The following is a 20,633-nucleotide window of genomic DNA, read 5'->3' as shown; positions in this document are numbered from 1 at the left end:
CCTCGAGGGGGCCCTGCCGATACGGGCCCGGGTCAAGGACCTGAGCGTGGCGCAACGCCACTTCGTCGAAATTGCCCGGGCGCTGTCGCAGCGCGCCAAGGTGGTGATCATGGATGAGCCGACCGCCGCCCTCTCGCACCACGAGATCGGCGAGCTGTATCGGATCATCGGCCAGTTGCGCGCGAGCGGCACGGCGGTCATTTTCATCTCGCATAAATTCGACGAGATCTTCGCGGTGGCAGATCGTTATACGGTGCTGCGTGATGGCCGCTTCATCGCCGCCGGCGCGCTGGCCGACATCACCGAACCGCAGCTGGTGGCGCTGATGGTCGGGCGTGAGGTCGGCCAGGTCTTTGCGCGGCCGGCGCCAGCGCAGGATGCGCCGGCGCGGTCCGGCGCGCCCCTGCTCGAAGTGGAACACCTGTGCCATCCGAGCGAGTTCCACGATGTCAGCTTCTCGCTGCGCCGTGGCGAAATCCTGGGCTTCTACGGGCTGGTGGGCGCAGGCCGTTCGGAAGTGATGCAGGCCCTGTTCGGCCTGTCGCCACAGGCGCACGGCAAGCTGCGCATCGACGGCCAGGTGGTGACGGTGGATTCGCCGGCGCAAGCCATCCGGCATGGCATCGCCTATGTGCCGGAAGACCGCCAGCGCCAGGGCGCCCTGCTGTCGCTGCCGATCTTCCAGAACATCACCTTGCCGATCCTGCCCGGCATCGGCTTCTTCCTGCGTCGTCATCGCCGGCAAGAACTCGAGATTACCCGCCAGCTGTGCGAACAACTGGAATTGAAGGCCAGCCATTTCCATCAGCAGGTGGCGCAGCTGTCGGGCGGCAACCAGCAAAAGGTGGTGCTGGCCAAGTGGCTGGCCACCAAGCCGCGCGTGCTGATCCTGGACGAACCGACCAAGGGCATCGACATCGGCTCCAAGGCAGCCGTGCATCGTTTCATCGGCCAACTGGTGGAGCAGGGCCTGGCCGTGATCCTGGTGTCGTCCGAATTGCCCGAGGTGATGGGCATGGCCGACCGCATCGTGGTGATGCACCAGGGCACGATGCAGCAAGTCTTCGACACCGACCAGGCCACCCCCGAACTGCTGGCGGCGGCAGCCTCGGGCAGCACCACGCACCTGACAGGAACCACGCCATGCCATTGACGTCACAGAATCCCTCCCACGGCCAGGCGCTGTGGCGTCGACGCGAGCCACTGCTGGCCGCCCTCACGGTGGCGCTGGTGCTGCTGGTGGGCCTGCGCGCGCCCTCATTCCTGAGTTGGCAGAGCATGGACAACCTGCTCACCGACAGCGCGGTGGTGATCATGCTGGCGCTGACCCAGATGCTGGTCATCCTCACGCGCGGCATCGATCTGTCGGTGGCGTCCAACCTGGCCCTCTCGGGCATGATGTCGGCCCTGCTGGCGATGAACTTCCCGCAATTGCCGGTGGGCCTGATCATCGTCTCGGCGGTATGCATCGGCTTAGCTCTAGGACTGCTCAACGGTTGGCTGATCGGTTATCTGGCATTGCCGCCGATCGTGGTCACCCTGGGCAGCATGAGCATCTTTCGCGGACTGGTGTTCGTGCTGTCGGGCGGGGCCTGGGTGTCGTCGCGCAACATGCCGGCCGACTTCATCGGTTTTCCGCTGGAACGGCTGGGCGGACTGACCCATCTGGCCTGGCTGGCCGCCGCCGCCATCGTGGCGCTCTGGTTCCTGGCGCGCCACACGCGCTTCGGACGCGATCTGTACGCCATCGGCAACGACCCGGTGGCGGCCGCCTACGTCGGCATCGCCGCTCCGCGCCTGCTGTTCTGGACCTATGGCCTGTCGGGTGCAATGGCCGGTCTGTGCGGTTACCTCTGGGTAGCGCGCTATGCGGTGGCCTACACCGAAATTGCCTATGGCTTCGAATTGACCGTGATCGCCGCCTGCGTGATCGGCGGCATCAGCATCGCCGGCGGTGTCGGCAATGTCAGCGGTGCGGTATTGGGAGCGCTGTTCTTGAGCGTCATCAATAACGCGCTGCCCATCGTGCGGATCTCGCCGTTCTGGCAAAGCGCACTGACCGGTCTGGTGATCCTGTCGGCGGTGGTCATCAATGCCCGTGGCGAGAAGGGCCGTCACAAGCAAATCCTGCCGTTGCATGGCCCAGGCCTGCCGGCCTCACCTGCCAGGAAGCCAGCATGAGCATCATGAGCGAGCCCACCGCGACCAAGACCTCGCGTTACCGCATCGAAGACCGGCCACGCTTTCGCAGCGCCGACCTGCTGCGCCATTGGGAATACCTGCTGGCGGTGCTGCTGCTGGCGGTACTGGCCATCAACGGTCTGCTGCTGCCGCATTTTCTGGATCCCTACAATCTAGCCGACAGCACCTTCAACTTCAGCGAGAAAGCCTTGATCGCGCTGCCGATGGCGCTGCTCATCATCTGCCGCGAAATCGATATCTCGGTGGCGGCCATCATCGCACTGGCGTCGGTGGCCATGGGCGTGGCCAATCAGCATGGCGTGCCACCGATGGGCCTGTTCGCGGCAGGTGTCGCCACCGGCACCGCCTGCGGCTTGCTCAACGGCATGCTGGTGACGCGACTGGCCCTGCCTTCGATCGTGGTGACGATCGGCTCGATGTCGCTCTTTCGCGGTCTGGCCAGCGTGGTGCTGGGGGACCAGGCATTCACCAATTATCCCGAGTTGCTCAGCGACTGGGGCCAAGGTTATTTCTTCGACGTCATCCCACGCCCGTTCCTGGTGTGGCTGGCAGCGGCGGCCTTGTTTGCGCTCGCATTGCATGGCACCCGCTGGGGGCGGCGCATCTATGCCATCGGCAACAATCCGGTCGCGGCACGTTTCTCGGGCATTGCGGTCGACCGCTACCGTCTGGCCCTGTTTGCGCTGACCGGCGCCATGGCCGGCCTGGCCGCCTGCCTGTTGACCGGGCGCATCGGCAGCACCCGTCCCAATATCGCCATGGGCTGGGAACTGGAAGTGATCACCGTGGTGATCCTCGGCGGCGTAAGCATTGCCGGCGGCATCGGCACCATCGGCGGCGTGATGCTGGCGGTGCTGACCATGGGCATGGTGACCTACGGGCTGGCGCTGGCCAATATCCCCGGCATCATCATGACCATCGTGGTGGGCGCACTGCTGCTGGTGACGATTGCCGTGCCGCGCCTGCTCAATGGCCGGCGCAGTCGTTGAGGTCACGATGCAACAGATCGCCTTCACCATGCAGTTGCGTACCGGATGCGCCGACGAGTATCGCCGCCGTCATGACGCCATCTGGCCCGAACTGACGGCCCTGCTGCATCAAAGCGGCGTGCGCGACTACAGCATCTTTCTCGACGCCGATAGCGGCAAGCTGTTTGCGGTCTTGCGACGCATGCCGCAACACGGCATGGACAGCCTGCCGCGGCACCCGCTGATGCAGCGCTGGTGGACACGCATGGCCGACCTGATGGAAACCGGCGCGGATTGCCGCCCCCTCACGCAGGACCTGGTACCGATGTTCCACCTTCCCTGACCGACCCCACCATGAATGACGCCACCGCCGTATTCGATATCGGCAAGACCAACGTCAAGCTGACCCTGGTGGACGACCAGGGTAGCGAGCTGGCGGTATGTCGCCGCCCCAATGCGGTCAGACATGACGGTCCGTATCCACACCACGATGTCGCCGCCATCGAGACCTGGCTGCTGGAAAACCTGACGCGACTGGCATGCAACTGGCGCATTGTCGCCATCGTCCCGGTCGCCCATGGCGCCACCGCTGCGCTGATCGATGCAGAAGGCCTGGTGCTGCCGGTGGCCGACTACGAACACGACTTCAGCCTGCCCGCCTATGACGGGCTGCGCGCGCCGTTCGAACAGACCTTCTCGCCGCAGCTTGACCTGGGGCTTAACCTGGGGCGTCAGATCTATTGGCAACAACAGCATTTTCCTGAAGAATTCGGCCGCGCTCGCCATCTGCTGATGTACCCGCAATACTGGGCATGGCGCCTGTGCGGCGTCATCGCCGCCGAGGTGAGTTCGCTGGGTTGCCACACCGACCTGTGGCAACCCGGTACAGCCAGCTATTCGACGCTGGTGGAACAATGCGGCTGGTCGCATCTGATGCCGCCATTGCGCCACGCATGGGAAACCCTGGGCACAATGCGTCCGGCGCTGGCGGCCCGCACCGGATTACCGGCGCAATGCCGGGTGTTGTGCGGCGTGCATGACAGCAACGCATCGCTGGTGCGCCACCTGGAAGCGGGGCAGGACCGCGCCCGCATCGTGCTCTCGACCGGCACCTGGGTCATCGCCGCTGCCCTCGACGGCCGGCTCGAGCCGCTGCAGCAACACGGCGACATGCTGGCCAATGTCAATGTCGTCGGCAAGCCGGTGGCTTGCATGCGTTTCATGGGCGGACGCGAATTTGCGCAGCTGGCGGGAGTCACCCATGCGCATTGTGCGGTGGAAAACCTGCAGGCGCTGGTCGAGGCGCAAGTGATGGCACTGCCCTGCTTTGCCGGATGCGGCGGACCGTTTGCCGCACGCGAAGGCAGGATCGTCGGCGAACCGGTCACGGGCACCATCGACATGTATGCCTTGGCTACGCTGTATTGCGCGCTGATGACCGACTATTGCCTGGAACAACTGGATGCGCCGGGCGGCATCGTCGTCGAAGGCAGCTTTAGCGCCAACCCGCATTTCGCGCCATTGCTGGCGGCGCTCACGCAACGCCGCGTCAGCTGTTCGCAGGACAGTTGCGGCACCACCGCCGGCGGCTGGCTGCTGGCGCAATGGACTGATGCGTCAGCCAGCGGCCGGCTCGGCGCACCGCTCACGGCGCCGCCGATGTCCTTGCGCGGCCTGGAAGGCTATCGACAAGCCTGGCGTGCCGCACTGGCGCAGCAGGATTGTGCGCTGGACTGCACACGCCTCTGAGCTCGCCTCCGATCAATCCAGTTTCGGCACCAGGCCAGGGTCGCCCTTGGCCATCGCACGGCGATAGGCAGGCCGCTCGCCCAGCCGCCGCAGGTAGGCCAGAATGTGCGGGTAGGCAGACAGGTCGAGCGGCTGGAAGAGGCGCATGGTGCTCAGCGAGAACAGGCTCATCACATCTGCTGCGGTGAATTCGCCGCCAGCCAGATAAGGGACCTGGCCGAGCCGGTCTTCCAGCAGCGACAGCACGCGCTCGACCCGGCCGCAGGTGGCGGCCAGGACCGGGTGCCCCGGCTCCAGTCCGATACGCTGCACCGTCATGTTGCGCAGCATGGCCGATTGCAGGTTGCCGTTGGAAAAATGGAACCAGTACAGGTAGGCAGCGTAGTCGGGATGCTGCGGCGCCAGCTTGAGCCGCCCGTCGCCATGCACCGTAATGATGTATTCGACGATGGCCGCCGATTCGGCCAGCAGCAGATCGCCGTCTTCGATGACCGGCACAAAAGCAGGTATGGTTACCGCCGCGCCACGGATACGCTGAAACAGGCGGGCCAACTGATCAACCACAAGACGGTGAAGCGCCTGATGACGCAATTGGGCCTGAAATCGCTTGTAAGACCGAAGAAGTACCGATCGTATCGCGGCCCTGCGCACTTCCATGTGGCGAATTTGCTTCAGCGGCAATTCAAGGCAGAGCGGTTTGGCGAGAAATGGGGAGCTGTGCGATTGACCTGCTCCCAGAAATTAGCTTCACCGAGCAGTAGAATCCGTTAATAAACCTGTTGGGCCGCAAACTCTGCTGGCGTAGCGTAGTTCAGTGCGCTATGTGGCCGCATTGAATTGTAATCCTGGCGCCATGCTTCGATCCTGTAACGAGCTTCATGCAAGGTCGAGAACCAGTGATCATTGAGGCACTCGTCCCTGAACCGGCCATTGAAGCTCTCGATGTAGGCATTCTGTGTTGGCTTGCCCGGCTGGGTAAACGCCAGTCTCACGCCGCGCTCAGCCGCCCAGGCATCGAGTGCCAGACTGGTAAATTCTGGACCATGATCAACACGGATCATGGTTGGCAACGGCCGTCCTTGGGCAACTTTATCTAAGACTCGGCCTACTCGTAGTCCAGAGATCGACGTGTCGACTTCGATCGCCACGCTTTCCTTTGTGAAATCGTCGACGATATTGAGGCAGCGGATACGGCGTCCGTCAGCCAGCCGATCATGAACGAAGTCCATTGACCAAGCGCGGTTGGCCTGGTCCGGCAGCAGCAGCGGTAGCCGTTCGGTCATTCCAATGCGCTTGCGAAGGCGACGCCGTACGCCCAAAGCGGCTTTGCAATACAGTCGATAGACCCGTTTCACATTGATCATCCAGCCTTCCCGCAGCAGCAGAACATGAATCCGCCGATAGCCAAAGCGTCGGCGCTGGCCAGCCAGCGCCGTGATTCGTTCAGTAAGCGCTCCATTGTCATCGCCCCTGGCCTGGTAGCGAAGCACCGAGGTCGATATGTTCATTAGCCCACAACAACGGCGTTCAGACAGCTGCCAATCAGCTTTCAAAACGGCAACCGCTTCGCGCTTTTGCTGTGGGCTTACCACTTTCGCGAGACAACGTCTTTCAGGGCCGCATTGTCCAACAGAGCATCCGCCAGCAGACGCTTGAGCTTGCCATTCTCGTCCTCAAGAGCTTTTAGCCGCTTGGCCTCTGACACTTCCATTCCGCCGTACTTGGCTTTCCACTTGTAGTACGACGCATCCGAGAAACCATGCTTGCGGCACAGCTCAACCACCGGCAGACCTGAATCGGCTTCCTTCAGAAACCCGATGATCTGCTCTTCACTAAAGCGCTTCTTCATGATCCAACTCCTTTCAGAATTGGATTCTACTCACTGTTGTTGCTAATCTTCGGGGCGGGTCAGTGAGTTAAATCTCGCTGGGAAAATATGCACCGAGATTCCCGTCAGTCCAATCTTTTATAACTCGCCCTGCGACCAGTATACGGTATTGATGCTGAACGTTTTCGCTGGAGGCACCAAGTTGACGGCATTCCACCACATATTGACGCCGATTGATTGTGACGAGATAAGACGAATAATTGAAGGCATCAGAAGCAACCTTCATCGCTCATCCCTCACCACCAGACCGCGCAGCAACCATAGCACTCCGACGGTTAATGATCTTGTCTATTTTTTCTTTCAACGTTACAGCATTGAAAGGCTTAACGATATAGCCATCAGCTCCAGCGGTCGCAGCCTCAACAATGTTTTCTCTTTTACCCTCGGCCGTAATCATAAGTACGGGCAAGTGCATTAAATCTGGAGTACTTCGAACCTTTTTCAGCAATGACATGCCGTCCATGCCCGGCATGTTCCAATCCGTTAGAATAAAATTGATATCGCTACCACCACTCTCCAATATCTTCATGGCCGAAATTCCGTCATCCGCCTCAGAAATTCGCACGTAATCAAGTTGCTTCAGCAAGCCCGAAACAATACGCCTCATCGTACCAAAATCATCCACAACCAGAAAATGGTACTTCTCACTATCGGTTTTCGCTTGCATGTCGACCTTCTAAGTAGCTTTAACTTACTTTACTGAATACATTACGCAATGAATTCCTAGCTTGACCAAGTAGCAATACCGGGTATTTCTCCACCAGAGCCTCGAAAAGAGGAACAACCGACTCAAGTGCAATAGCTAGACCTAAATCATGTGTGTTTTCGCTCCAGAGGATTGCACGGACAAACTTCACCGCGCCAATTTCACGTAACAAAGTCGATACCGATTGGTATTCAGTGAACTTGTCTGGAGAATCGAATGCCTGCCCCAAAATACGCAAAATGTCATTCTCCAAATCAACGGTTAGCTCTGCCAGCAATACGTCCGCCGCATGAGAGAAAATCTGATTTAAATACTCAACATCCTTCGCAAGATCATTCACAGTCTTGATCATTGCCCGCAGCTGCTCTTGCGGCCCACCAAGCACACCGGGAGCTATCTTTTCCATAACGTGATTAATCCGTAGTGAAGTTGCAAATAAAACAGTTTCTAAAGTTACCCTTGGAAATATTGGTTTTCGACAATGAATGATAGCACGCAGAATTTTCTAGTTAGCATATTTTTTGTAAGTTGTAAAATAATTATTGATCATTAGTACATTTAAATGAAAACCTTCCGAATAACCGACGGTTTCTATTATGTGATCATCAAACTACCGATATCGACGGCAAAAACGCCTAAATGATCAGCACTGAAATGAGCATACTTGCGAACCATCTCGTAACTTTCCCAACCTCCAAGCTCTTGCACGACATATACGGGAGTCCCATTTTGAACATGCCACCTCGCCCAGGTATGCCGCAAATCATGCCACCTGAAGTTACTTATCCCAGCCCTCTTTAGCGCCTTTACCAAGCGGCAGTACTGACCTTTTCGATGTGTTTTTCCTTATAGGTGAACACGAATTGTGAGTGTAAATTTCGCCGCTTAGTCAAAACACGTAGGGCCTCCCCATTCAACGGTACAGCGATAGCTCGTCGAGCTTTTGCTTGGTCTGGATGAATCCAAGCCAAAGACTTGCTCAGGTCCATGTGCTCACACATATCGCAGATCACCCGGTGAACCTGGTTGATGAATTCCTGCCTTGGCATTACGTCGAAAAAATCACTTCCGCTTGAAACACGCCGCTTCCCAGCGGGGTGATGTCATCATTGAATAATTCGATGAGTGCGGCAACACGGCTGTGAATTGACGCTTACCTTGGAACACTTGCTTTGCGATATCCACGCCAATCACGCTTTCGATTGTCGATTTTATTGCGGTCTCCAGAAAGTAGACATAGAACCTTCGGTTTAGCACTTTCGCGTGGTGAGAGTCGGCCAGTCGGTTCAGCCGGTCATCAATCTGCTGCGCGATACGCTGCTGGAGTCCGACCTCATCTACGGTGATGAGACTACCTTCCAGGTCCTGAAGGAACCCGAGCGCAAGCCCCAGACCAAGAGCTATTTATGGGCCCAGGCCAACGGTTCAGGCCCGCCTGTTCGGCTGTTCGCCTACTCGCCCGGGCGCGGTGCCGAGCATGTGCAAAAGCTCTATGCGGGCGTGAAGCCTGGGGCCGTCCTGATGACGAATGGATACGAGCTGTACAACGGCATCGCCCGCACTCACCAGCTGGTGCACCTAGGCTGTTGGGCGCACGTGCGCCGTGGCTTCATCAAGGCCGAGCAAGCGGCGCCCAAGGCGTTGCACGAGCCACACCTGCCGGCCACGCAGTTCGTGGGCTTGATCGGCAAACTGTTCGCCGCCGAGGCGCGCAGCCAAGCGTGGGAGTCTGCGCGCCAGCAACGGCTACGAGCGCGCTACAGCGCCGCAGTCTTGGCTCGTTGCGGGCCCTGTTGGTTGCGAAGCTACCTGTGGTGGTGCCATCGAGCTTGTTGGGCCGTGCGTTACTGTACATGCAGGGGCAATGGCCCAAGTTGATCCACTTCGTCGAAAACGGCCACTGGCCGCTAAGCAACAATCTCTGCGAAAACGCGATCAGGCCCTGGGTCGTCGGCAGAAAGGGCTGGCTGTTCGCCGATACCGTGGCCAGCGCCCATGCCAGCGCCAACCTTTACTCGTTGATCGAGACGGCCCGAGCCAACAGCATCGAACCATATCGCTACCTCGTCTGGCTGTTCACTCGGTTGCCGCACGCGGTCACAGCCGACGACTACGCCGCGCTGCTGCCCTGGAATATGCCCACCAGCATCCACTGACTGCATACCATCTGGCCACGCAAGCTGAGAGGCGTCTTTAACTGATCGCTTACGAAGTACCTCGTTCCTGTGTGTATGCGCATCGTCTACGATCACGCCGACCGGACGCGCAACGAATGGTTTTACGCAGCCGTGTCCACGAGCTGTTCGTCGAGAGTCGCAGTTCGGCAGTCAGCCGGAGCATCATGGGCATGATGCGCGATGACGGGATATCGATCGGCCGTTTCAAGATTGCCGCTTGATGGAAGAGCTGGATTTTATTTGCAAGCAACCTGGACGCCATGCCTACAAGCGGGCGACGGTTGAGCAAATCGACATCCCGAATCATCTCAACCGGCAGTTCGATGTCAGCGGTCCAAACCAAGTGTAATGCGGCGATATTACTTACGTCTGGGCACAAGGCCGGTGGCATTATTTGGCAGCGGTACTGGATCTTTATACGCGCAGAGTTGTGGGCTGGGCATTCTCGGATAGACCAGATGCAGATTTGGTTGTGCAAGCGCTGGAGATGGCCTACGCACAGCGCGGCCGGCCGCAGGGTCTGATGTTTCATTCCGATCAGGGCGGTCAATATGTTAGCCGAAAATTCCGTCAACGCCTCTGGCGCTATCGGATCGAACAAAGCATGAGCCGGCGTAGAAATTGCTGGGAAACTCGCCAATGGAGCGACTGTTCAGAAGTTTGAAATCGGAATGGATACCAGAGATGGGTTACATTACAGATCAACACGCACAGCGAAACCTCAGCCACTATTTAATGCATCGCTACAACTGGATACGGCCGCATCAATTTAACGAGGGATTGGCACCGGCCGTCGCCGAAGAAAAACTTAACGCAGTGTCCGGAATGACTTGGCCACTACACAGAAAGGCATAGTGACCTCGGGCACCTTGTTGAGCAGACTCGGTATTTCCCTGTTTGCATTCAAGTTCACGGCAGACTCCAGAGCAAGAATAGGACAATTCAGATTCAGCTTAGCTGGCTAGACTTAGCCTAAACATAGCTGATTAGCGACGAACCGAGATCAGCTCAAGGAGTCAATAGGTGCTGATGGATGCGGATTGCCACGCGACATACCGGGGCCATGAACTGCCAGGGCGCATACCACGCCAGTCGTGAGATCGGAACGTATTGCAGAAAGAGGGACTGTTTGATTTTCGTGCAATTTACGACGGTCGCCGTCCCCAGCAGCCATGCAGATTCCCCACCTGTACACCTCAATATTCGCTTATAGGATTCAGGGAGGCGCCGTATAACCCTTGGGGGTGCAGCGGTGCATCCAGCGTGTCCTGCTTGACGCCGCCCGGTTCCACTCTCCTCGCATCAGAGATCGTCGTCATAAGAGCGTAACAGACCGCGATCATGATAGTGCACGCACAGATCATGGAATCTAAAGCCGCAACAAATATGGCGGACTGGTGGTTCAGTAATATGCGGAATTTTCAGCAATCATTTCACTGATGGGGGGGGATATTTCGATGAAACTAAATATGACTGTATCTGCTGCAACCTTGATTGCTTGCTGGTTGGAGCACGAGAGTGCGCTCGCTCAGAGCGCTATCAACATTCGGGGAACCGAACTTCTGGGTGAATTCTCGACGCTGAACAATACTGTGGCTGGCCGCTCGCTGCTGGACCAGAACATCAGGCTGGGGGTGCAAATCAACAATCAGGCCGACGCCGCGAGCAGAGCGCGGGCCGTCTACGATGCCGTCGGCAGTGACTGGAGTTTTTCCGAAGCACTCGGCAGCCGGATGTCAGCCATCTATAAAGCCAGAAACGATAAGGCGGGCACCTTCTACCTTTCACAAAACATCAAGGATCTCCTCAATTTCGGCACTGGCACCGCGGGCGGCAACTCCGGTGTAATCAAATACATCTTTAGCAACGGTACGATCGACGGAAAGACCCCCATTAGCGCTGCAGCGCTCGCGGCCCTGCCACCCGGCGCACAATTCGATGTGCTCGGAAAAGCGTACGGCCTGCCGGCCGGTGCGCCCGGGGGCGACAAGTACGGCAACCCGCGCCTGTTCCAGGGCGCGAGGGGAGAATACGGCTCGATACAAGGCTGGGAGGCGGTTGACTTCTTCGGGAACAAGGTCAACAGCTTCTCCTATCTGGTGGGGCCCGCGTCGGACACCCGTAACAGCCCGTCCTTCCCGAGCGGACATACGGTCGCCGGCTACGCCTTCTCACTGTTGTTCGCGTCGATGGTTCCGGAACGTTACAAGGAAGCCTTGACCCAGGCGTCGGAATTCGGGAACAGCCGCATTGTTCTGGGCGCACATTATCCGCTTGACGTGATTGCCGGACGTATCCTCGCCACGCACGATCTCGCCCACCTGCTCGCGAACGATCCGGACTATGTCGGCACCCGCGCCGGTTTAAGCATTCTGGACTTCCAGGCCCAACTGGCCACGGCTAGCGTCGACCTGCGCACCGCTCTGTCCGCAGATTGCGGCAGCAGCATACAAGCGTGTGCCGCCAGCGCCGCCAATGCGACGAGTGATCGTTTTGCCGACAAGGCAAAGAACAAGGCCGACTATAACTATCGTCTCACCTACGGAATGCCTGGGACGAGCGCCACCAACGGCACTCTGCTGGCCATCACGGATCCGGCGGCACAAGCCCTCCTTGCGACCCGTTTTCCCTACCTGACACCGGAACAGCGCACCGACGTGCTGTTCACCACCCAGGTCGTCGGCGGCGTTCCCTTCGACAGCGGCAAACTCGGCTTCTGGGCCCGCCTGAACCTCTACGCGGCGGCCGACGGCTACGGTGCTTTCAACGGCCCGGTCACGGTGACCATGGATGCAGCCAAGGGCGGTTTCTCGGCGTTCGACAGCTTCGCCAACGATATCGGGGGCACCGGCTCGCTCACCAAACTCGGCACCGGCACCCTGGCTCTCACCGGTACCAATACCTATTCGGGGGGCACCACGATCGCAGGCGGCACGCTGATCGCGGTGGGTGGGGCTGCCCTTCCGAACGCGGGAATGTTGGCAATTGATAAGACGGGCCGGTTAGCGTTGCTGTCAGACGAGACGATCGGAGGTCTTTCGGGTTCCGGTTCCGTTGCTCTCGGCACGTCGTGGCTCTCGGCGGGTGCAGACGGATCCTCCAGCCTATTCGCCGGAACGATCTCGGGCTTGGGCGGCCTCGCCAAGCTCGGTGCAGGCACGCTGACCTTGTCGGGCAGAAACGACTACTTGGGCGGCACGGAGATCGCGGCGGGTACGCTGGCTGTGTCGGGCGTGCAGGCGCTTCCTGATGCGGGGCGCGTGACGATCGGCAAGACAGGCCGCCTGGCGCTTCTGTCGGACGCGACGGTCAGCGGCCTTTCGGGATCGGGATCGGTGGACCTCGGTGCATCACGCCTGTCGGTGGGGGCAGACGATCAATCAAGCACCTATGACGGTTCAATCTCAGGCCATGGCGGTCTCACCAAACTGGGCGCTGGTCAGCTCAATCTGACCGGTGCAAACACATTTGCCGGCGATACGCGCGTGACAGGTGGCCTGCTTTCGGTGAATGGGTCGCTCGCATCGGGCGTGATGGTCGCATCCGGGGCAACGCTTGGCGGCAATGGACGGATCGCCTCGCTGGATGTCGCCTCCGGGGGAACGCTCGCGCCCGGCAACTCGGTCGGAACGCTGAACGTGACCGGCAACGTCCGCTTCGCGCCGGGCGGCGTCTACCGAGTCGAGGTCGCGCCTGACGGGCGCATGGACAGCCTCCTGGTCGGTGGTGGCGTCGATCTGAACGGCGCTTCGCTCGAATTGCGGAAGGAAAATACCAGCGGCTGGCTATCGCCGGGCAAGGCTGGCGGCCTGCTGGGCTCCCACTCCACCATTCTCAGCGCGGCGGGCGGTGTGACCGGCCGGCTCGGCCCCGTCGTCAACAGCGGGTTCACCTTCATCGATGCCGATCTCGCCTATTCTGCCGGCGCGGTCGATCTGAGCCTCAAGCGCAATGGGGTCCATTTCGCATCGTTTGCCTCGTCCGAGAGCGGCCGATCTGTCGCGACCGCACTCGACGGCATGACTCCTGGAACCCCTATCTACGAAACGGTGCTCGCCAATTCCGCTCCGAGTGCGCTGCCGCCGCTGTTCGATCAGCTCTCTGGCCAGATCCATGCCGGCATGGCCGCGTCGCTGCTTGAAGACAGCCGGTTCCTGCGCACGCAGGCGCTGGACCGCGCAGGAGCAGGTATCGACGGGGCTCCCTCGGGCAATACAGCAATCCTCGCGCGTGACGTCTCCGGGGCATCGATCGTCTATATGCACGGCTTCAGGTCCTGGGGCCGGAGCGATGGCCAGGACGGTAATGCGGCCTCCGATCGCTCGGCCGATGGCTTCCTAGCCGGAGCCGATGGCGTGCTCGACAATGATTGGCGGATCGGCGGGCTCGTTGCCTATGGACATACAGGATTGAGCCTCGCCGATGGCTTGGGTTCCGGCCACGCCGATAGCTACGCGCTCGGACTTTATGCTGGACGGCGCTTCGAGAACGGCCTGACGCTGCGCGTCGGGGCCGGCTATAGCCATTCCGAGATCAAGACGACGCGCACACTCTTCACGCCGGGGATCGTTGACGGGAGCCTGTCCGCGAAATACGGCGCCGATCTGGGGCAGATATTCGGTGAGACGGGCTGGCGCTTCGGAAGTGACGAAGCTTTGATCGAGCCGTTCGCCAATATCACTTATGTTGCGCTACACGATGGCGGCTTCACCGAAGACGGTGGCTCGGTGGCCCTCCGCTCCGGCGGATTTGCCAACGACCTCCTGCTGTCGACACTGGGCGTGCGGCTGACGAAAGCATTCGACCTCCCCGGGTCGACTGTGACGGCCAGGAGCACACTCGGCTGGCGGCACGCCTATGGCAGCGCGACGCCCGACGCGTCCCTCAGTTTTGCGGCAGGCAGTCCTACCTTCGCAGCCGCCGGCACGCCGATCGCTCGTGACGCCTTCGTCGTGGAGCTAGGTGCGAGCACCGGGATCAACGGCAACCTGTCGGTCGATGTCGCCTACCAAGGTTGGTTCGCGGCCACTGGAGTCGAAAACGGCTTCAAGGCGGGACTCTCCTGGAAGTTCTGACGAAGCACGATTTCAGCAAATCCAGCATCATGGCTTAGCATCCACGGGATCTAGCCGGATGAAGTTTGTAATAGACCGTGCGTCGTGGAATGTCGAACCACTCGCAGATTTTGCTTACCGCGACATCGAAACCATCTTGCTTGAGTCCCTGGCGGATGGTCTCGATTACTTGTCTTCCTCGCCCAACAGGGACGCCATTTTTTTCTGGCGCGCAACTCCAGCATGGCTTCGCCGTACGCTTCCTGGAGTTCCTTGAGCTGTCGCTCGTACTGTTCTTTGACATCCAGGGGCTTGGCCCGTAAGGCGTTCTCCATCCCTTTACGCTCTTCGTCGACCCATTCTTCGATCTCTGACGGCGGAATATCGAACGCCCGGCTGACCTCGGACACCGTCGTCTTACCCTGGATGATTTCCATCACCAGCGCCGCTTTGCGCTTGGCTGTCCAACGTTTGAATTCTTCTTCCATCACCATGCTCATTTGATCTCCTTTCTGGATTATCTACTGAGTAGGTTTTGAGTGGGTCATTACACTTGCGCGCTGGTTTAATAAAGATTCGCACCTCTATCAAACCGGGTAACCCCACCCTTTGGCAAGGCATTACTGTCCGATCAAGTCGGAACTACTACAGCTAAACATTGTTTCGGCAAGACGCCGATGCAAACCTTCATCGATAGCAAGCATCTGGCTCTTGCAAAACAGCTAAATCGGACAATGCCGACATCCGATCCAGTTCTGATAGAAGAATAGTCGGTTTCTGTCAGATCAAGTTTAGATTAAGACACCTCAAAGACCGAGATGAACCAGTTTGCTATCCTCTACGCTGCTCGATTCGTACGACCCGTTGTTTAACTATACCCGTCTTGAACACGAAAATTCTGATACTCCCGCCATTGGCCGCTACATAGTCAATAAATTCCCCATGACGTTTAAGTAAGGCATTATGCTGCGAATGATTCATCTTTCTTTGACTTTGAATATGCTAACTGAGTGCAGAAGCTTGGCAGACTGATCCTCTAATGCGCCAGCTGCTGCGGCGGCCTCCTCCACCAGTGCGGCATTTTGTTGTGTAACCTGATCCATCTGTGCCATAGCCATGTTGATCTGCGAAATGCCCTCTGTTTGTTCATTGCTGGCAGTGCTTATTTCCTGGATAACGTTCGTCACACGCTGAACACTAGTGACCACTTCTTGCATGGTCGCGCCAGCCTGGGCAACGAGAGCACTACCGTCCTCGACTTTGTTGACGGAATCATCGATGAGCATTTTAATTTCCTTGGCTGCGGCGGCGGAGCGTTGCGCTAAGTTTCGTACTTCGGAAGCGACGACTGCAAAGCCCCGTCCTTGCTCACCCGCGCGGGCAGCCTCGACCGCCGCATTAAGCGCCAAGATATTAGTTTGAAAAGCGATGCCATCAATGACGGAAATAATGTCCACAATCTGTTCCGATGATGCGCTAATGCCGGCCATTTTTTCAATCACATTTCCCATCACGCCTCCTCCTCTCAGCGCAATGTCACGTGCTTGCATCGCTAGGGAACTGGCCTCTTTGGCGTTCTCGGCATTTTGCTTTACCGTAGAGGTAAGCTCCTCAAGTGCTGAAGCTGTCTCTTCCAAAGAGCTGGCTTGCTCTTCGGTACGAGAGGAGAGTTCAAGATTTCCACTTGCGATTTGGCTCGATGCAGTGGCCACCATATTCGTTCCTGATCTCACTTCACATACAATGCCGGCCAGATTGTTGTTCATCGTCCGCAGAGCGGTGATCAGTATCCCGGTCTCATCCTTGTGCGTCGAGTTAATCTCGGATCGCAAGTCGCCCCTGGCGACTGATTGGGCAACATAGACTGCCTCGCCCAGCGGGGCGGTAATACTGCGCGTGACGTACCATGCCGCGGATATACCAAGGGCTGTAGCGGCAATGGCCACTCCGAACAGAATTTTCAAGATGAGCTGGTACTCGTCGCGCATTTGGGTGATGCTTTCGTTATTCTGCTTTTCCTGCAGATCAATCATCGCTTGCATGTCAGTGAACCATTTAGCTTGGGGGGCCTGCACAACGGATCTCAGATGTAATGCTGCGTCTTTCTCAGTCCCGGCTTCCGCAAGTGACATTACCTTGTCAAAGTTTGGCCTGACTTTGTTTCTGTCAGATTCGAGCTCGCCCGCGAGCTCCCGTTCCGCCTTGGTGTCCATCAACGAACGCAATTTGTCGAAAGTGTCGTCATACTGCTTGCGAGTCTTAATAATGATTTCCTTCTGCTCACGACGAATTTCGGGATCTTCGTAAAGAATGATGTTTCGCACAGAACGTGCTTCCTGATTGAGAAATCCACGCATTGAGTTAGCAGCAGCGATCGTTACATTGTTTTCTCCAACGATAAGCTCGACCTGCCTGTTGTTTGCAGCCAAAGATTGCCAGCCAATCAGTGCAATCGAGCACAAGAGACATAGCAAAAGACCGAATGCTAGTGATAACCGCGTCCCGATTCTCATGTCTGAAAATTTCATTTTCTCCACCTTTTTTCTAATCATTCAACGATCCACCTAAGGATCATCGACTTTTGTAATTTTGATAAACGCGTCGCATGAGCAAATTTTGCTGAACTGCTCGCAAATGCTTTGTTCAGTCCATTACGGCTTTTTTAGTGTATTTTTTAGATCCATATCTCGTCGTTATAAGAATAAAGCAGAGTGAGTGTGAGGATTGGTTGCAAAATCAGCAATAGCATGACGATGCTGCATTTGTTCCTAGTTGTTTTATGCATATGGAAGATGGGAACGTAGGCCCATCGCGACGCCAGTTCGCCAAATGGCTCGGCAATCCGCCGGACGATGTCGTAGTGCAGTTGCATGCTTGGTTGCAGGACCGCGTGCTCAAAAAAGGCCAGCCACCCTTGCCGCCGCTGATGGCGCGCGTCTGGATCAGCCCGCGCGGCATGCTGGAACGTTTGGAAGTACCACTCGATAGGTGACGTCGAGGCCGATGCGCGGCTGAAGAAGCTGCTGATGTCGCACCCCTTGCCGGAGCCGCCGCCGTCGGACATGCGCCAGTCCGTGGCGCTGTATCGCTGAATTTCCCAGAACTGCCGGCGAAGTAAGCATGCCTGGCTGAGGGGATCGCCGCAGCGGCGCTGGAGTTTTCTAATCCGACGCTCTAATGTATGCCTAGCTTTAAAAACCGACCTCATTGCAATGCGCATTAAGTCAGCAAAATAGTCCGATAAAAATAATTCCACTTCTGCATGAGCATCCCCACGGTGCTCGCTGGACGCTATTTCATCCACGAGTGCTTGTCAGAGTGAATACGCTTACAACCCTTGACAGACTTTGAGCTTGATTTTGCAGTGATTGCGCCGCTGCTGCTGCTTCCTCTACTAAGGCAGCGTTTTGCTGAGTCACCTCGTCCATCTGGCTGATTGCACGGTTTATTTCTTCAATTCCCTGTGTTTGCTCAACACTGGCCGCAGTAATCTCGGAAACGATGTCAGTCACCCGCTGTACGCTAGCAACAACATCTCCCATTGTTTTACCAGCGGTCTCCACCAAGCGACTACCTTCATTGACTTGAGCCACCGAATTATCGATAAGTGCTTTGATCTCTTTCGCCGCAGAAGAAGAGCGTTGAGCGAGGCTACGAACTTCAGTGGCCACTACCGCAAATCCACGACCTTGCTCACCAGCACGTGCTGCCTCAACAGCAGCATTGAGCGCAAGGATATTAGTCTGGAATGCAATGCCATCGATAACACTGATGATTTCGACAATCTGCTTTGAAGATTCGTTGATGGAAGACATGGTATGAACCACCTGGCCGACAACCTTGCCTCCATCTACCGCAATCTTTGAAGCGGACTTTGCAAGTTGATTAGCTTGTCGGGCGTTATCAGAATTCTGTTTAACTGTGGCCGTTATCTCTTCCATTACGGATGCGGTTTCCTCGAGCGAACTCGCCTGTTCCTCTGTGCGACTAGAAAGATCGAGGTTGCCAATAGCGATCTGGCTAGATGCAGTAGCGATAGTATCTGTGCCGTTTCTAACCTGGCTAACGATACTGTGAAGGCTATCGTTCATTTTCTTGAGCGATAACATCAACTCGCCCGTCTCGTCTTTGCTGGATGGATTAATATGTGTTGATAAATCACCAGCCGCAACCTGCTGTGCCACGGTAACAGCAGACTTGAGTGGTACGGAAATAACGCGGGCGACGAAAATTGCCAATACCAATCCAATAGTGAGTGCGCCACTCAGGAGCACGATTATAAACAGTCGGGCACGTTCAAACGTCAGATCCGCCTCTTGGGAGGATTTGTCACTCCCAATCTGATTCACCCTCGTAAGTTTATCGATCCCTTCAAGAAGAGAAAAGTAGATATCAGAGGACTCGCCAGCAAATAATTTTTTGGCTTCCGCTTCGCCCTGCCCCTGAATCGCCGCGATGATACTTGCATGCGCACTAAGCAATTTTGCTATCTTGGAATGCATCTCAGGGTAAAGTGCTTTTTCTTCTGGCTGGGATATTTGCGTTTCATAAAGCCTGACCGCAGCATTAAGCTCAGTGATCACCATATCTGTACGCTTAATCAAAATCCGAGTTGAATCTTTATCGTCATGGTAAAGAGCCAATTGAGCTTCGTTGCTGCGAACTCTAGCTAGCAGCAATTTGATGTCCGCCAATGTGCGGATGGTAGGGAGCCAGTTGGTAGCAAGTTCAGTCGAAGCAGTGTTCACCTTACCCAACGCAATGACGGAAAAGACTCCAGATATCGCAGACAATATCAGAACCAAAGAAAACGAAAGCAAGAGTTTTTTTGCAATTTTAAGATCGTAAAACCAATTCATATACCCTCTCAGGTTCAGCTAAGCTGCAAAATACAAACAATAAATTTTTGATTCTGAAGCAGTTGACGGTCACCAGATGTTCAGTGAAATGCTACAGCCAACCATGAACTATTCTTGTATATCAAGACTGCAGCCGATAAATAGCGACAGCAAATAAAGTCATTCCCGGCACATAGGAATTAGCTTTACATGCTTCCAGCCTGTTAAAAGGTATTTTTATAAGGGCTAGGGCATCGTCGCAGATATCCACCTCCGGCATCTCGTCACAGTGGAAATAGGTATTCAGACTGCACACCTCCTGCTGACCGGAGAGGTCGATCTCGGCTTTTCTGAAATAACGAGGTTTAGTTTTTGCGCCAAGCCTAAAGATCCAAATGCCAAATATCAGTCCGCCACTTAGAATGCAGACTAATGACAACCAAAGAAATGACGCCAAGAAATCATCCATATCCCACTCCCTTATTAATACTTATCACGTACTAACATCGTAGGGTTGTATGGTGATTGGCGAAATCAGGATTCTCCCTATGACCTGAGACGAATCTTGTAGCCACCTTGTAAGTGAGTTCTGGCCTTCCTGATCCGCTACGGAACGCCGGACCATTTTAAGAGTTAGTTTTCGGCGTTAAAATTTCTTGCTCCAGACCTGAATCCCTTACCCGACTTGCGAATTCGAGTGGTGTCATGTCATTGAGAGCAGAGTGAGGCCTGCTCTCATTGTAGTCCCTGCGCCAATCCTCAATGATCGCCTTGGCCTCTGCCAAGGAGCTGAACCAATGCACATTGAGGCATTCATCCCGGAATGATCCGTTAAACGTCTCGATATGGCAATTGTCGGTTGGCTTTCCAAGGCGGCTAAAGTCGATACGCACGCCGTAGTGGTAAGCCCATAGGTCCATCAAGCGCCCAGAGAATTCGCTTCCGTTATCTACAAATACATACTTCGGTGCACCGCGTTGCGCCACCAAGCGATTGAGCATCTCGACCACATGTTCGCCTCTGAGCTTTTGCCCTACCTCATCGCTCGTGA

14 protein-coding genes and 6 pseudogenes are annotated in these 20,633 nt (G+C 56.7%); 9 read left to right on the top strand and 11 right to left on the bottom strand.

The window, feature by feature from the left end:
• The 5 genes from BGK68_RS08480 to BGK68_RS08460 all read left to right on the top strand — a co-directional run.
• A partial coding sequence (locus BGK68_RS08480; RefSeq protein ID WP_233149264.1) for a sugar ABC transporter ATP-binding protein occupies positions 1–1,153 on the top strand: 1,153 nt, incomplete at its 5' end.
• Positions 1,144–2,181, top strand: coding sequence for an ABC transporter permease (locus BGK68_RS08475; protein ID WP_075256734.1), 1,038 nt, complete (start codon positions 1,144–1,146; stop codon positions 2,179–2,181). The genes BGK68_RS08480 and BGK68_RS08475, both read left to right, overlap by 10 nt.
• Positions 2,178–3,191, top strand: coding sequence for an ABC transporter permease (locus BGK68_RS08470; RefSeq protein ID WP_075256733.1), 1,014 nt, complete (start codon positions 2,178–2,180; stop codon positions 3,189–3,191). The genes BGK68_RS08475 and BGK68_RS08470 overlap by 4 nt, the downstream gene beginning before the upstream one ends.
• A 7-nt stretch (positions 3,192–3,198) precedes the next feature.
• The gene (locus BGK68_RS08465) at positions 3,199–3,513 is read left to right on the top strand and encodes an L-rhamnose mutarotase (RefSeq protein ID WP_075256732.1); all 315 of its coding nucleotides are present in this window, start codon (positions 3,199–3,201) and stop codon (positions 3,511–3,513) included.
• 11 nt (positions 3,514–3,524) lie between these two features.
• Positions 3,525–4,919 carry an FGGY-family carbohydrate kinase gene (locus BGK68_RS08460; protein ID WP_075256731.1) on the top strand — a complete coding sequence of 465 codons (1,395 nt, stop codon included), beginning with the start codon at positions 3,525–3,527 and terminating at the stop codon, positions 4,917–4,919.
• Between the two features lie 12 nt (positions 4,920–4,931).
• Here the strand turns inward: BGK68_RS08460 and BGK68_RS08455 are convergent, their stop codons facing one another.
• Positions 4,932–5,471, bottom strand: coding sequence for a glutathione S-transferase family protein (locus BGK68_RS08455; RefSeq protein ID WP_233149263.1), 540 nt, complete (start codon positions 5,469–5,471; stop codon positions 4,932–4,934).
• On the opposite strand from BGK68_RS08455, the pseudogene BGK68_RS28240 reads away from it, so the two are divergent.
• Positions 5,409–5,630: pseudogene (locus tag BGK68_RS28240) on the top strand (IS3 family transposase); the annotation flags it as partial. The gene BGK68_RS08455 and the pseudogene BGK68_RS28240 overlap by 63 nt on opposite strands.
• Positions 5,631–5,686: 56 nt before the next feature.
• Here BGK68_RS28240 and BGK68_RS08450 read toward each other — a convergent pair.
• The 4 genes and pseudogenes from BGK68_RS08450 to BGK68_RS27155 form a co-directional block, all read right to left on the bottom strand.
• A protein-coding gene (locus BGK68_RS08450; RefSeq protein ID WP_143432996.1) for an IS3 family transposase occupies positions 5,687–6,768 on the bottom strand; the annotation gives its coding sequence in 2 pieces (ribosomal slippage) (positions 5,687–6,510 and positions 6,510–6,768; 1,083 coding nt in all).
• Positions 6,769–7,036: 268 nt separating this feature from the next.
• A complete protein-coding gene (locus BGK68_RS08440; protein WP_075256729.1) occupies positions 7,037–7,474 on the bottom strand; it encodes a response regulator in 438 nt (145 codons plus the stop codon).
• Positions 7,475–7,493: 19 nt separating this feature from the next.
• Positions 7,494–7,919 carry a hypothetical protein gene (locus BGK68_RS08435; RefSeq protein WP_075256728.1) on the bottom strand — a complete coding sequence of 142 codons (426 nt, stop codon included), beginning with the start codon at positions 7,917–7,919 and terminating at the stop codon, positions 7,494–7,496.
• Between the two features lie 188 nt (positions 7,920–8,107).
• Positions 8,108–8,502: pseudogene (locus BGK68_RS27155) on the bottom strand (site-specific integrase); the annotation flags it as partial.
• Positions 8,503–8,776: 274 nt separating this feature from the next.
• On the opposite strand from BGK68_RS27155, the pseudogene tnpC reads away from it, so the two are divergent.
• From tnpC to BGK68_RS08415, 3 genes and pseudogenes are all read left to right on the top strand, one after another.
• Positions 8,777–9,669: pseudogene (gene tnpC, locus BGK68_RS08425) on the top strand (IS66 family transposase); the annotation flags it as partial.
• A 47-nt stretch (positions 9,670–9,716) separates the two neighbouring features.
• Positions 9,717–10,545, top strand: a pseudogene (locus BGK68_RS08420) (IS3 family transposase); the annotation flags it as partial.
• A 602-nt stretch (positions 10,546–11,147) separates the two neighbouring features.
• Complete coding sequence (locus tag BGK68_RS08415; RefSeq protein WP_158035433.1) at positions 11,148–14,765, top strand: autotransporter domain-containing protein; 3,618 nt, start codon at positions 11,148–11,150, stop codon at positions 14,763–14,765.
• Between the two features lie 165 nt (positions 14,766–14,930).
• Here the strand turns inward: BGK68_RS08415 and BGK68_RS08410 are convergent.
• The 6 genes and pseudogenes from BGK68_RS08410 to BGK68_RS28225 form a co-directional block, all read right to left on the bottom strand.
• Positions 14,931–15,244: pseudogene (locus tag BGK68_RS08410) on the bottom strand (transposase).
• A gap of 477 nt (positions 15,245–15,721) precedes the next feature.
• Complete coding sequence (locus BGK68_RS28600) at positions 15,722–17,272, bottom strand: methyl-accepting chemotaxis protein (RefSeq protein WP_324617596.1); 1,551 nt, start codon at positions 17,270–17,272, stop codon at positions 15,722–15,724.
• Positions 17,273–17,418: 146 nt separating this feature from the next.
• Positions 17,419–18,048, bottom strand: a complete 630-nt coding sequence (locus tag BGK68_RS08400) for a hypothetical protein (RefSeq protein ID WP_143432995.1) — start codon at positions 18,046–18,048, stop codon at positions 17,419–17,421.
• Complete coding sequence (locus tag BGK68_RS08395) at positions 18,041–19,603, bottom strand: methyl-accepting chemotaxis protein (RefSeq protein ID WP_075256724.1); 1,563 nt, start codon at positions 19,601–19,603, stop codon at positions 18,041–18,043. Before BGK68_RS08395 ends, BGK68_RS08400 begins: the two co-directional genes overlap by 8 nt.
• A 121-nt stretch (positions 19,604–19,724) precedes the next feature.
• The gene (locus BGK68_RS08390) at positions 19,725–20,051 is read right to left on the bottom strand and encodes a hypothetical protein (RefSeq protein ID WP_075256723.1); all 327 of its coding nucleotides are present in this window, start codon (positions 20,049–20,051) and stop codon (positions 19,725–19,727) included.
• 157 nt (positions 20,052–20,208) lie between these two features.
• Positions 20,209–20,633: pseudogene (locus BGK68_RS28225) on the bottom strand (integrase core domain-containing protein); the annotation flags it as partial.

This window comes from Herbaspirillum camelliae (assembly GCF_001929405.1).
GTDB classification, from domain to species: domain Bacteria; phylum Pseudomonadota; class Gammaproteobacteria; order Burkholderiales; family Burkholderiaceae_D; genus Herbaspirillum; species Herbaspirillum seropedicae.
Note: the sequence above shows the minus strand (reverse complement) of the source record. Positions and strands in the feature narration are given on the sequence as shown.